General features: G+C 35.5%; 11 protein-coding genes. 9 read left to right on the top strand and 2 right to left on the bottom strand.

The features are described 5' to 3' along the window. Positions 1–2: 2 nt before the first annotated feature. The 6 genes from HNS40_RS16325 to HNS40_RS16300 all read left to right on the top strand — a co-directional run bounded on the left by HNS40_RS16325 (position 3) and on the right by HNS40_RS16300 (position 7,024). Complete coding sequence (locus HNS40_RS16325) at positions 3–1,271, top strand: ABC transporter permease (RefSeq protein WP_172282798.1); 1,269 nt, start codon at positions 3–5, stop codon at positions 1,269–1,271. A gap of 35 nt (positions 1,272–1,306) precedes the next feature. After that, a complete protein-coding gene (locus tag HNS40_RS16320) occupies positions 1,307–2,386 on the top strand; it encodes an efflux RND transporter periplasmic adaptor subunit (RefSeq protein WP_172282796.1) in 1,080 nt (359 codons plus the stop codon). Between the two features lie 154 nt (positions 2,387–2,540). Continuing rightward, on the top strand, positions 2,541–3,008 hold the full coding sequence (locus tag HNS40_RS16315) for a hypothetical protein (protein ID WP_172282794.1): 468 nt from the start codon (positions 2,541–2,543) through the stop codon (positions 3,006–3,008). A gap of 6 nt (positions 3,009–3,014) precedes the next feature. Continuing rightward, on the top strand, positions 3,015–4,334 hold the full coding sequence (locus HNS40_RS16310) for a DUF6844 domain-containing protein (RefSeq protein WP_172282792.1): 1,320 nt from the start codon (positions 3,015–3,017) through the stop codon (positions 4,332–4,334). Next, positions 4,315–5,595: a hypothetical protein gene (locus tag HNS40_RS16305; protein ID WP_172282790.1), complete on the top strand. Its 1,281-nt coding sequence runs from the start codon at positions 4,315–4,317 to the stop codon at positions 5,593–5,595. Before HNS40_RS16310 ends, HNS40_RS16305 begins: the two co-directional genes overlap by 20 nt. A 10-nt stretch (positions 5,596–5,605) precedes the next feature. After that, positions 5,606–7,024, top strand: coding sequence for a hypothetical protein (locus tag HNS40_RS16300; protein WP_172282787.1), 1,419 nt, complete (start codon positions 5,606–5,608; stop codon positions 7,022–7,024). Positions 7,025–7,114: 90 nt separating this feature from the next. On the opposite strand, the gene HNS40_RS16295 is transcribed toward HNS40_RS16300, so the two are convergent. After that, positions 7,115–8,116: a hypothetical protein gene (locus HNS40_RS16295; protein ID WP_172282785.1), complete on the bottom strand. Its 1,002-nt coding sequence runs from the start codon at positions 8,114–8,116 to the stop codon at positions 7,115–7,117. Then, positions 8,113–8,598, bottom strand: a complete 486-nt coding sequence (locus tag HNS40_RS16290; RefSeq protein WP_172282783.1) for an RNA polymerase sigma factor — start codon at positions 8,596–8,598, stop codon at positions 8,113–8,115. Before HNS40_RS16290 ends, HNS40_RS16295 begins: the two co-directional genes overlap by 4 nt. 242 nt (positions 8,599–8,840) lie before the next feature. Between HNS40_RS16290 and gltX the strand changes: the two genes are divergently transcribed. From gltX to metG, 3 genes are all read left to right on the top strand, one after another. Next, positions 8,841–10,358, top strand: coding sequence for a glutamate--tRNA ligase (gltX, locus tag HNS40_RS16285; RefSeq protein ID WP_172282781.1), 1,518 nt, complete (start codon positions 8,841–8,843; stop codon positions 10,356–10,358). Between the two features lie 706 nt (positions 10,359–11,064). Further along, positions 11,065–12,393, top strand: coding sequence for an ATP-binding protein (locus HNS40_RS16280; protein WP_172282778.1), 1,329 nt, complete (start codon positions 11,065–11,067; stop codon positions 12,391–12,393). Positions 12,394–12,444: 51 nt separating this feature from the next. Beyond that, positions 12,445–14,508 (top strand): methionine--tRNA ligase, encoded by a 2,064-nt coding sequence (gene metG, locus HNS40_RS16275; RefSeq protein WP_172282775.1) that lies wholly within the window; start codon positions 12,445–12,447, stop codon positions 14,506–14,508. Positions 14,509–14,650: the final 142 nt, after the last annotated feature.

The raw sequence follows: 14,650 nt of genomic DNA, 5'->3' as shown, positions 1-14,650 counted from the left end.
CTATGAACTTCATCAATACAGATAAACTTCAGGAGATTTGGTTTACTATCAAACAAAATAAGCTGCGTACTTTCTTTACCGCTTTTGGAGTTTCATGGGGTATCTTTATGCTAGTGGTTATGCTTGGAGCTGGTAAAGGACTTCATAATGGTGTGAGTACTGGAATGGGCGACATGGCCACCAATAGTATGTTTATGTGGGGCAATAGAACTACCGTTCCTTATAAGGGATTTCCTAGAGGTCGATTTGTTCAATTCGAAAATGAAGACACCAAAGCTCTAATCGATCAATTACCAGAGATAGAATACATAGCACCAAGGCTTCAAGTATTTGCTGCTCAAGGCCAAAACAATGTGGTTCGTAAAGAAAGAACAGCTGCCTATTCCATACAAGGTGATTATCCAGATTATAATAAAATAGATCCATCAAATATTCTTCAAGGTCGTTTTATCAATAATAATGACATTATCGACAAAAGAAAGGTGGTTGTTATTGGTGTTAGGGTTTTGGAAGAGATGTTCGATAAAGATGAAAACCCAATTGGTGAAAACATAAAAATTAGAGGAGTCTATTTTAGAGTGGTGGGAGTGTGTAGTTCAAAGAAAAATGACCAACAAGCCGAACAAGAAAACCAGCAAATATTTATGCCATTTACCACCATGCAATCTACCTATAATATGGGGAATCGAGTGGGCTGGTATTCTATAACAGCTAAGGAAGGGGCTTCCGCTGCTGAACTTTTGGAGAAAGCCAAGGTAGTTATAAAAAGTCGTCATTCAATTGCACCAGAAGATGGACGTGCCATTGGATCTTTTAATGTGGAAGAAGAATATTTAAAAATGGCTAGGCTATTTATCGGAATCAATGGATTGATATGGATAGTAGGCATTGGAACTTTATTTGCTGGAGTTATTGGCGTAAGTAATATCATGCTCATCATTGTAAAAGAAAGAACCAAAGAAATTGGAGTACAAAGAGCCTTAGGTGCAACTCCTTGGCATATCAGAAAGCAAATCATCATAGAATCGGTATTATTAACTTCGGTATCTGGTTATATTGGCTTGGTTGCTGGAGTTGGATTATTAGAATTGATAAACTATGCATTGATCGCTTTTGGGGCCAATACTGATATGTTTGCCCATCCAGAAGTTGATTTTGAAAAAGCCATTACGGCATTGATTATATTGGTGATTTCCGGAGCTATTGCTGGGCTGATTCCCGCAAATAGAGCGGTAAGTATAAAGCCAATCGATGCTCTAAGAGATGAATAAATAAACAAGAGAGATAATTAATAAAACAGAGAATAATGAAAACCTTCTTAAAAGTATTTTTAGTTTTAGTAGTCTTAGGGATTTTTGGATACACCCTTTATTTCCTTTGGGAAAAATCGCAAGAACAGCCTGTGGTATTTGAAACGGCTCAAGCTAGCGAATTAGATATTATTAAAAAAACCACAGCCACAGGTTCTGTTAAACCTAGAAAAGAAATTGAAATTAAACCAAAAGTTTCTGGTATTATCGAAGAGATTTATGTGGAGGAAGGCCAGATATTAAAGAAAGGTGATTTAATAGCTCGAGTAAAAATCATCCCTAATATGGTGAATTTGAATAATGCAGAATCACGAGTGGATAGAGCTAAGATTCAGCTGACTTTTAATAAAACTGTCTATGATCGCCAAAAAGAACTTTACGACAAAGGTGTGATTGCACTTTCTGAGTTTGAACAAGCGGAGACGACCTACCAAAACTCGCAAGAAGAAGTAGAAGCCGCCATCGACAATTTAGAACTGATACGCGATGGACAAACTAGTAACTCTGATAGCAATACCAATACTTTAATCAGGTCTACTATTGAAGGAATGCTATTAGAAATCCCTGTAGAAGAAGGAAATAGTGTTATCGAAAGTAACACTTTTAACGATGGAACTACCATTGCCACTGTTGCTGATATGGGAGAAATGATTTTCGAAGGAAAAATTGACGAGTCAGAGGTGGGCAAGATAAAAGAAGGCATGCCCCTTATCCTTACCATTGGTGCTATTGAAGATGTGGAATTCGAAGCCATATTAGAGCATATTTCTCCTAAGGGAGTGGAAGAAAATGGTGCCGTACAGTTTGAAATTCGAGCTCAAGTTACCCTCCGTGAAGACTACTTTATTAGAGCAGGTTATAGTGCTAATGCTGCTATTGTACTCGACCGTCGGGATCAAGTTTTAGCCATTAGCGAAAGCCTACTTAGCTTTGAAAATGATACCATTTTTGTGGAAGTAGAAACCTCCCCTCAAGTTTTTGAAAAACGCATTATCAAAACTGGACTTAGTGACGGTATTAACATCGAAATTTTAAATGGTTTAACAAAAGAAGAAAATATCAAGAGACTTAATTAACAGAGGTGTTTTAATTCACAAAGTGTTAACATCATAGGATTCTTAATCCAAAATTATTTCTAGAATAATTTGAAATAGAGAGTTGCTCCGCAGCTCTCTATTTTTTTATTATATTTACAGCATCATTTTTCGGGAATCTTTCAAAAATGCATATATGAAAACACAATTATTCCTTTGGCTTAGCATACTCCCATTTTTTCTATTCGGGCAAATCAGCTCAGAAAGCATGAAGTCGAATATTCAATCAAACGATCTCCTCATGTTTGGTGGTTCTGATTTAATTAAAGTGGAGGGGCAAACTTATATTGCAGGGGTTAGTGCAGTTGATGTTGGAACTAAAAAGATGTCCTCTCTAGTCAGAGTTGGAAAGATAAAAGCCGAAAGAGAAATTGTCATTTTTATCAATGGATCAAATATCACCTCTTCCACAGAATCATATATCAAAGAAGAACTAACTACAATAAATGATTCAAGCTCCATCTCTACTGTAGATACTTTTGTAGAATCTATTCGAGAAGAAGCCGATGGTTTTGTAAAAGCTATGAAACCAGCCGGATATTGGTATTCCGAAGATAAATCTGTTTTTTATTATGCCATTTATAAAGAAGTAAACCTTAAATAAAATCATATGAAAAAAATTGTACTCTCACTATTATTTGTTGGAATGATGGGCTTTACCTTTGCTCAAAATCCTGCTGACTTAGCTAAAACAGATGCCGTAACAGAAACCCAAGAAGTACAAACCGAAATGGTAGAATATCCAGAGGATGTTCTTAGAGATAAAATTTCTAGTGTATTGGTAAAAAAAGGGAAAAGCTTAGGTTCCATAAACTCAGATGGCTCCATTTATATTGTGGCTGCGGCAACTACTGCTCGTCCTAGCAATATGACAGGATTTATCAACAGCAGAAACATAGCTTATAATATTGCAGAATTAACAGCTAAAATGAACCTCCTCAGAATGGCCGGAGAACAAATCACATCAGGTAGAGGTTTTACCATGCTCGAAGATATCATTGAAGGCGAAGACCCAGATGCCAGTTCAAAAGCGAGCATGTTAGACAAAGCCATTAAAGTTTTAGATCAATCATTGGACAAAGCCTTGGAATATGTTGGTGTTTCGGAAGAAGAAATTGCCAAAATGAATGAATCAGAAAAACATGCTGCCTACGAACAAAACTTCAATCAAACTGTAAAGTCTTTAGTAGCTGGAATGGTAAAAGGATGCGCAACAGTTATGATTGCAGAAGGTGATGCTGGTAATGATGATTACCAAATTGCAGTTTGTATGAAATACTCTCCTGAATTCCAATCCTTGGCTTCCATTATCAAAAGCAATACCTCATATCAAACTCCAATTGGAAAAGTAAAAAATAGCGTGGAGAAGATAAAAGGAATGCCTGAAGATAAATTAGTAGGAAAACTAGGCGCACAAGTAACCTTTAATAGTTCTGGAGAAATGATCATCTTCGGTTATGGTCAACAAGAAGTCAGATCTTCTGGTTCTCGCCAATCCGCGGCGTTCTCAAGAGCATATAGCCAAGCAAGACTTAATGCAGTAAATAATATTAAGAATTTTGTGGCAGAAGATTTAGTAGCAGAGGAGTCTCTTCAAAATGTAGAAAAACTAAAAGAATATGATGATGGTACACAAGCTTATTACAGTCGCCAGAAATGGGAACAAGCTGTAAAGGCTAAGGAAAGCACATTAAACTTGGCAACAACTGAAATCAGACAATGGAAAGGAAAACATCCTGTATCTGGTCATGATATTGCAGGTTATGTAGTAGCTTGGACCCCATCGAATGCTGCTCAGGCAAATCAACTTCAAAAAGATTTCCAGAAGAAAGAAGATGCCATATCTCCAGATGGACGTAATGCAGAACAACAACGTCAACAAACTAAGAAAAGCAAAACCATAGTTACTGGTGACGAAGACGATATATAGTCTGTTTTTGGTCGGATTATTCTTGACTTTGTCATTGCCATTGCATGCTCAGGTTTATTATTCTGATGAGAAAGCGAATTATGAAATATTGATTGACAAATCTGTTTATCAAGTTAAAGCACAGCTCAAAGAAAACATTCCCGGAAGCAGGCGATTGCAAATGGCTAAAAGTCGCTTGCGCCTAAAAGCCGTTGACTTAGTTGGAAACTATATTATTTTTAAAAACACCGTAATAAATCATGATAATAAAGAAGAATTATTTGAAGCTTTTGTGGATTATAGTCAACTTCACTTTGAGGCACAAATAAACCATTTCACTGCCACTGCATGGGACAATTGTGGTGCCAGCAGATGTATCTATTTCCAATGCAATAAGGAGGATTTTACAATTGAAGAATCCTCCTATTTTCAAGTCGACTTAAATCAGTTATTACAATCCAATTTCGATAGGAAGAGGAGCCTTTCTGCCGCTTGTCTGTTATTTCAAGAGGAAGACAATGATATAAAAGAATCGAGAGATATAGAGGGTTTCTTTTTAAGTGGACGAGGGAAACTAGAAACAGAATATCAGCATTTATTGAAGCTCCATCCTTATTCTCAGCTTCAATATTCGTTATTCGAAAGCGATAGCATTTTAGAAGCCTCAACCTATCAAGCATTTGAGTTACCCATTTCAAATTGCAATTTCGAAAGACTTATTAAGTATAAAATCCTATTTACTTGTGCTCCATATAACAAGAAGAAAGCTGCTTTTAATGAATTAGAAGAAGCCTTAAATGAGATGAAAGGCTTATGGTGGGAAATCCAATCATTTGCAATAGATGAAAGGAACAAAGCTGATTTCCCAGGTTTTGAAAATGCAACTTCTTTTGATGTTGTTATGGCTTATCCCGCTGCTCTTAATATTTATGGTTTACAAATCACCAGCCCTGGAGAATTTTATCAAAAAGCACTAGTATCCTTTGCAGAAGAAGACTTTAAAAAAACCATAGAATGGCTACAAAATGAAATTAATTTAAATGGTTTCAGCTCTGAAACTCTTAATTTAATAGGTGCCACTTACCGACTTAAAGACCATCCAGAAAAAGGCCTCCCATTTTTACTTTTAGCATATAACATGAACCCAGAAACACTTTATTTAAAAGGAAATATCAGCCTTTGCTTATCTATACTTGATTTTCCAAATCTCGATGCTCTCAATGCTTATTATCTTCAGACACCAAATCTAGATAATTGGAGCAGAAATCAAATAGAAAAATAAAACAAGTACTATGAAAAACACATTTATAATCTTATTATGCTTTTTAGGCCTGACTACTACAATAATGGCTCAATATGATGAAGATATGATTACCTTAGAAGCCCTTGAAGGTGAAAAAAAGGTGATTGCGGATGGTTATGGAGCTAATCCTGAATTAGCTTTAGAGAAAGCCCTACAGAACGCTGTGGAACAAGCTGCAGGTGCGTATGTGAGTAGTATTACAGAAATTGAGAACGACGAGATTATAAAAGATGAAGTTTTGTCCTTAAGCCATGGGTTTATCAAAGAACACCGTAAGCTTTCTGAGAGCAAATTTGATGATGAGTATAAAGTCGTAGTTGCCGCCATCATTGTAGAAAAGCAAATGATGGAAAGCCTTGAAGCAAGTGGTGTAAAAGTAAAATACCAAACCTCTGGATTGGTTTCCGATCTTAAAGCTTGGGATAAAATGAAAGATGATGAATACAATATGGCTAAAGCCCTATTCGATGTTCATGAGATGAAAGACTATGGCATTATTTGGGATTATAACCTACGTATGGGTGAGCCTCAAAGAAGTGGAAGTAATTACAGCATTAAAGGCGTATTATCAGCACAAACTAATGCAAACTACAGTATAGAATTTTATAACCTCAAGAGAATTTTATCAGAATTGGCGCTAGAAACAGAGCAGATGAAATATCAAATTCCGGTAGCCCATTCCGTAAGACAAAACAGTACCGACCATATTGATTATGATCGATATGCCTTTAAGGTCTTTAAAAGAAAGAAAAACGGAAAAATAAAAGAAGCCACCAAACTCATTGATTTAATAGTTCCTACCGTAGAACCTAAAGTTAATAATAAAAGTAGAGCTTACGGGCGGAGAAGTGCTGTTCCGCTGAAGTTTTATGGAGTAAATGACATGACAGGCATCATGATGTTCACCTTCCAAAAATATGAAAAACCTCTTACTACTCAAGATAAAAATCGAATCAACGAATCTTGGCTCAATCGCTATAATACAGTTTTCGATTTCTTCTCCAAAGACTACACACCCTATATATTAGTATTAACTGAAGGTGAAAACCTCCTCACCAATAGCAAGGTGGTGACTTTTTACAAGTTTATGAATCCGAAAACTTTAGACGTAGTCAGAGAGTATATTACATTCCTATTTGAAGCTGCACACTGTAAAGCCATTTTTGAGGTTTCTGATGGAGAAAATGTGGAGTTTATACCTGATGCTTTCCTCACACAATATGCGGAGATCCAATCATCGGTTTGGAGTACCAATGCCGATGTCGCATATAGAGGATATATTTTTAATAAACTCCCAGCTTTAGATTTTCAATTCGAAATCACCAAACAATTTACAGAAGAGGAATTTGATAAGATTCAAAGCATTACCGTAGAACCTTTTAAAGGAGAACAGTGGATGAAGAAATAAGTGTAGGGTTTAATGAAGAAATGAGTGAAGGTAAAATGGATTGAATGATCGAATGGCTAAATGAGGGAAAACAAGTGAATAATATTGTCTTTATTCTACTCCTTTACTTGGTCGTTTTATTTGAAACATTCCTCCAGTGAGATCGCCAATATTTTCGGCGCTAAAAAGTTTTACATCATCACTGATTAGCTCATCACCAAAACTTTTAACACTGGCTTTGGTGGTCTTCCATAGCATTGACGAAATTAACTTGATAGGGCCACTTTTATTGGTCGCTGGAAAATCGGCCAAATCTATTTGAGTACCACGTTGATTTTTATCAAAAGCATAAGCTTGCAATAAAATCATCTCGTTTTTCCAGCCTCTATCCTCAATAACTATTTGACTCGTCAAGCTTGTCAAACTTTCTAAACTTTCCATTCTCGGTCTTATTGGCAGTTCTTCAATTTCCTTAGGGAAACTCGATATCTTAAGCTCCCCATTTTTTGCCTGCAATTGTAATGTAGAAGGGGATTCTTCGATAACTAAAGTGGTTATTTCAATACTTTGTATGGCTTCTAAATTAAGGAGACGGGTATTGGAGGAGGGTAGATTAAAAAGCCACAATGAAATTAATAAAACGGCAGCTACTGAGGTACTAATAGTCCATAAGGTCACTACAGCTCTGTTCTTTTTTTTAAGGCTGGATTTATTCTTAAAAACCACAGTGGAATCCGATTGTACTTTAAGGCTCTGTGTGAGTACTTGTTCTTGTTTTAATTGAGGGTTTATAAGTAAAAACTCGTTTAAATCTTGTCCTTGCTCTTCGGTTAAATCCTGCTCAAATTCTGCAATCAAAACCTCCTTATAATTATCTTCATTTATGGAGGCGACTGCTTTAATCTCTGTATTTTTTAATTGGTTGGTAAAATCGGTATCAAGTAGAATCTGATTTCCAGCTTCTAAAACTATTTCATCTAAATCCTCTAAATCTTCGGCAATATCAGGATGTATCAAAAGAAAGGCTTTCATTTCTTCAGTTCCTTGTTCATTCAGATTTCCTTCTAGAAAATCAAGAATAAACTCTTCGTAATTATGAATATCAATCCTCATATCACCACCTCCGGTTTACCGATAAACTTTTTCATCGTTAGGCGGGCTCTATAAATATAAACCTTCACCTGCGATGCATTCAACTTACATATTTCACCAATTTCCTCATAATTATAGCCTTCGTAATCCCGAAGCAAAACCACCGTTCTCTGTATTTCTGGCAGGCGATCCAATGCCAAATTCAAAAGCTTTTGAATATCTGGTGACTGCATTCCATCTGAAACGGCATGATGGGAAATTTCATCATGATATTGCACTTTCTTTTCTCTTCTAATCACATCGATCATACAATGGTAAGCTGTAGTAAACAAGTAGGATTTTGCCTTCTCAGCCTTAATATCGCTTTTCTTCTCCCACATCTTCAAGAAAGCATCTTGCACCACATCACGGGCACGATCCTCCACTTTCATATGTTTGACAATGAAGCGAAATACCCCATCAGCATACTGATCTACACATTGATTATAATCGTTGATTTTCACCTTTTGATTTCCGGATTTAATAGTATGACGGAAAGGTAAATAAAATAGTTACAGGATTTTTTTATTTTAATGATTGAATGATTTGATTCTATCAATTTACAATCCTTTACTATCTATTACCATTTTTTACTATCCTCTACTATTCCTTACAATATTTATCGAATTCCTTGAATGATAAAACCTTTGTTTAATTATGTCCCTTATTCTTGTATTTTTGCAAATCAATTTTAAAAAGCTATAAGATGTCAAATATAAGAGTCAGATTTGCACCAAGTCCTACAGGACCACTACATATTGGAGGAGTGAGAACCGCATTATATAATTATTTATTCGCCAAAAAGAATGGTGGAAAAATGATTCTAAGAATTGAAGATACCGACCAAACTCGTTTTGTGGAGGGCGCTGAAGATTACATTAAAGAATCTTTGAAGTGGTGTGGTATCAATTTTGACGAAGGCATTGAAGGTAAAGGAGAATTTGGGCCATACAAGCAATCTGAGCGCAAAGAATTATACATAAAATATGCTCAGGAATTGATTGATAGTGGTTGTGCTTATTATGCTTTTGATACTGCTGAGGAATTGAATTCCCTGAGAGATACTGCCGAAGCTGAGAAAAGTGTCTTCACATATAATGCAGAAACTCGTAAAACTTTAAAAAACTCATTAACTCTATCTGCTGATGAAACTAAAGCTCTTTTAACATCCTCTGAATACGTGATTCGTTTTAAAATGCCAGAAGACGAAGAAGTCACTTTTACTGACGCCATTAGAGGTGATGTTACCGTAAATACTTCTCGCTTAGATGATAAAATCCTATTCAAATCTGACGGAATGCCAACCTATCACCTAGCCAATATTGTAGATGACCATTTGATGGAAATCTCCCATGTTATTAGAGGCGAAGAGTGGCTGCCTTCTGCCCCACTACATGTAATGCTTTACAGAGCTTATAAATGGGAGGAGCCCATTTTTGCGCATCTTCCTATTATCCTTAAACCAGTAGGAAAAGGTAAATTGAGTAAAAGAGATGGCGACAAAATGGGATTCCCCGTATTCCCTATGAGCTGGAAAGACCCAAAAACAGATGAGGTTTTTGCAGGATATAAAGAAAACGGTTTCTTTCCTGATTCTTTCATCAATATGTTAGCTTTATTGGGATGGAATCCAGGAACTGAGCAAGAAATCTTCTCAATGGAAGAATTAATTGCTGCTTTTAGCTTAGAAAGAGTGGGGAAATCGGGCGCAAAATTCGACCCAGACAAAACCAATTGGTTCAATCAGCAATATATGAAAAACCAAGATGAGGCTCAATTACTGGAGGCTCTAAGGCCTATTTTAATAGAAAATGGAGTGACGGCGTATGATGATTCCATGGCTATTGAAGTTATTGGCTTGGTAAAAGAACGCTGTGTATTCGTAAAAGATATTTGGGAGCAAGCTTCTTACTTCTTTCAAACTCCAACTGAATATAATCCAAAGGTTATAAAAAAACGTTGGAAAGAGAATACCCCTAATATTATTACAGATATCAAAGAAATTTTAGAAAATACCGATACTTGGGAAGCTGTTCCTATGCACGATTTAGTTACCAAATATATCGAAGAAAAAGAAATTGGCTTTGGTGCTGTTATGAATGCTCTTCGTTTGGCCATTGTTGGAGACGGCAAAGGACCAGATTTATTTAAAATCATAGAATTAATTGGTAAAGAAGAGGCCATCAAAAGATTGACATTAGCCGTTGAGAATATCAAACGTTAGTCCATTTCTTTTCCTAGCAAAAATATAGAACAGGCTTTGAATTCTTCTGAGCCTGTTTTTTTTTATTGAATAGTTACTAATCAGAATAAAATATCTAATCAAATTTTCCCTGATTGCCCCAACCCTAAAGGGTGTCAGGGAAAATACACAACAGTTTCATGAAACATGATATAGCTACTCCTACTATGGATTGTAAATAAACAGCAGGATTTGATTTTTTTGGCTCCCTTTAGGGAATTGGGGCAAAACAAAAAAATCAACAATTACCTATGTTCTAAAAATTTGTTGATTGCCTGATTAGTTACATTGAATATAATATTTTCTAAAATAGAATGTATTTCAAAGGAATATTATTATCCTGAGTTAAAACTCGGGAACATTCATTTGATTTAAGGTATTGCTCAAAATAATACTAAACTAATATTGCGCGCTATTTTGGAGTGACATTACACTTTTAACAAGGTAGTTCAATCCATTTATTACACTTTTAGCAACATAAATCAATCCTAAAACCACACTTTTAACAAGGTAATTTAAGCCATTTATTACACTTTTGCTAAGGTAAACACAAGCAATAATTACACTTTTAACAACATATACAAAATATAATATTACACTTTTACCAAGATAAATCATACAAAACATTACACTTTTACCAAGATAATTCTGTATGTTTGTAACACTTTTATCAAGATAGAGGAAAATTATGAAAAGGGAACTGTATAAGAAATTAGTAAAATGGAAGGATTCAAAAAACAGAAAACCACTTGTTTTACAGGGCGCTAGACAGGTTGGCAAAACATATTTAGTAGATGATTTTGCAAAACAAGAATATAAAAAATACTTGTATTTAAATTTTGAAAAAGATATAGAATTAGATAGCCTTTTCGAAAGTAGTTTGGACCCTAAAAAACTCATTGACAATATCAGCTTCTATAAAGGGGTGAAAATCGAGGCTAATTCTTTCCTTCTCTTTTTTGATGAGATTCAGGCATCAGAAAAAGCATTAAAATCTTTAAAGTATTTTCAAGAATATGCTCCAGAATACCATATCATTGCAGCAGGTTCTCTTTTAGGGGTAGCTGTTGGGAAAGATAAAAGTTTTCCTGTAGGAAAAGTAACTTTTCTGAGTATGTATCCTATGAGTTTTTCTGAATACTTAAGAGCTTTCGGGGAAGAGGTTTTATGCGATAAATTAGAATCTTTAGTTAAAGTTGAACAATTTCCTGAACCCATCCATAATAAACTTATAAAACACCTAAAGCAATACCTGTTTTTGGGAGGCATGCCAGAAGTATTACAAAACTTCCTCGACCATTCTGACATCACCGCATCTAGAAAAATACAAAACGACATTCTAAAATCTTATGAAAACGATTTTTCCAAGTACACCAATAAATCGCAAGTCATTAAGAATTTAGAAATATGGAATTCTATACCCTACCAATTGGCTAAAGAAAACAAGAAATTCAAGTATAGCGATTTAAAGAACAAAGCTAGAGCTGCTCAATATGAACATTCGATAGAATGGCTAAGACAAGCAGGCCTTATCAATATCTCTTATCTTATTAAAACACCAAAACTTCCATTGGCGGGATATACCGACCAGAGCAAGTTTAAAATATTCTTATTGGATACGGGTTTACTCGGCGCCAAACTTCAAATTACTTCTGATACTATTGTAAATCCATCTGCATTATTTAAAGAATATAATGGTGCATTTATTGAGAACTTTGTGGCCATGGAATTACAAGGACATACCGAAGGTAAACTCTTTTACTGGACTAGTCGTGGAGAAGCTGAAGTGGATTTCATTATTCAGAACAAGAAAGAAATATATCCAGTTGAAGTAAAAAGCGGAACTAGCAAAACTCTAAAAAGCTTAAGAAGCTATAGCCAAAAATACAATCCAGGGTTAATATTCAGAGCCTCCCCTCAAAATTTCTATCAAAGAGAAGAGTTTGTAAACCTCCCATTGTATACTATTTCCTCTGTTTATAATTACCTTAATGGAACTAAAACAGAGAAAGAATAACACATTAGCAAAATTCACCCACAATAAATACCTTTGCAAAAAATTACGATAATGACACAAGTGCAGAATAAAGACTTCAAAAGATATACCATAACATCGGCATTACCTTATGCCAATGGCCCTATTCATATTGGACACCTAGCAGGCGTTTATATTCCTGCTGATATTTATGCGCGCTATTTAAGAAGCACTGGCAATGATGTTTTATTCATTGGTGGTTCCGATGAACATGGCGTACCTATTACTATTAAAGCGAAAAAAGAAGGCATCACGCCTCAAGATGTAGTGGACAAATACCATGGCATCATCAAGAAAAGCTTTGAAGACTTAGGAGTATCTTTCGATGTATATTCTCGTACTTCTGCCCCTATTCATCACGAAACGGCCTCCGATTTCTTTAAGAAACTATTTGAGGAAGGTAAATTTATTGAAAAAACTGCTGAGCAATATTACGATCCAGAAGCCAATCAGTTTTTAGCTGATAGATATATCACCGGAACTTGCCCTCACTGTAGTTATGAGAAAGCTTATGGTGATCAGTGTGAAAGCTGTGGAACCAGTTTAAGCGCTACTGATTTAATTAATCCTAAATCTGCTTTAACAGGAAATATTCCAGAACTAAAAGAAACTAAGCATTGGTATCTTCCACTAAATGAGTACGAAGATTGGCTTAGTGAATGGATATTGAAAGGACATAAACAAGACTGGAGACCAACAGTATATGGTCAGGTGAAAAGCTGGATTGATCAAGGTCTACACCCAAGAGCGGTAACTAGAGACTTAGATTGGGGCGTAAAAGTTCCAGTGGAGGGTGCTGATGGGAAAGTACTCTATGTTTGGTTTGATGCACCTATTGGATATATTTCTGCCAGTAGAGAGTGGTCTGAGAAAACAGGTAAAGACTGGAAACCTTATTGGAAAGAAGACGATAGCAAACTGGTTCATTTCATTGGGAAAGACAATATTGTATTCCACTGTATCATTTTTCCTTCTATGCTAAAAGCTGAAGGTTCTTATATTATGCCAGAGAATGTTCCTGCCAATGAATTCTTAAACTTGGAGAATGATAAAATTTCAACTAGTAGAAATTGGGCCGTTTGGTTACACGAATACTTAGAAGATTTTCCTGGCAAACAGGACGTTCTGCGTTATGTATTAACTGCTAATGCTCCTGAAACTAAAGATAATGATTTCACTTGGAAGGATTTTCAAACCAAAAACAATAGTGAGCTTTTAGCCATCTTCGGAAACTTTGTTAATCGTACTTTGGTTCTTACACAAAAGTATTTTAAAGGAGTGGTACCAAGCCAGCATGAACTCACAGAACTCGACGAAGCTACCTTAACAGAAATGACTTCTTTTGCGGATAGAATCGGTGATAAAATACAAGTCTATAAATTCCGTGAAGCCATTCAAGAGTTAATGAATCTGGCTCGTTTAGGAAATAAATACCTGACAGAAACAGAACCTTGGAAAATATTCAAAACTGATCCCGAAAGAGTAGAGACTATCTTAAATATCTCTATCCAAATTAGTGCTGCTCTAGCCATATTATGTGAGCCTTTCCTACCTTTCACTTCTGTTACACTTAGCGATTTATTATTGCTTAAAGAAAAGAGTTGGAATACAGCTAAAAATAAGAATTTAATTACCGCAGGCCTAGAATTACCAAAACCTGATTTCCTTTTTGACAAAATAGAGGATGCTGATGTAGAAGCTCAAGTGCAAAAATTATTAGATACCAAGAAAGCCAATGAAGCAGCTGAAAAAGTGGCAACTCCAGTAAAAGAGAATATCCAATTTGAAGATTTCGCTAAAATGGACATCAGAGTTGGTACCATTTTAGAAGCTGAAAAAGTAGCCAAAACCAAAAAGCTTCTCAAATTACTTGTAGATACAGGTATTGATAAACGAACAGTGGTTAGTGGTATTGCTGAATACTATAAACCCGAAGACATTATTGGAAAACAAGTGAGTATTTTGGTAAATTTAGCTCCAAAAAAACTTCGCGGAATCGAATCTCAAGGAATGATATTGATGGCAGAAGATGCTGATGGCAGCTTACAATTTGTAGCGCCTGCTGATCACATAAAACCAGGAAGCGAAATCAAATAAGTTTTTAGGGTTACCCATTTAGTTCACAAATAGTTGTATATGAGTATATTATTTTGTAAATTGTATTCAAATTCAGGAACGATGAGGATACTAAAAAACATTGATAGACAGACGTTTAAAGAAAGATTTACAACAAAAGAAG

It is taken from the genome of Lentimicrobium sp. S6 (assembly GCF_013166635.1).
Classification (GTDB): Bacteria; Bacteroidota; Bacteroidia; order Bacteroidales; family UBA12170; genus UBA12170.
This window is presented reverse-complemented; position numbering and strand designations above follow the sequence as displayed.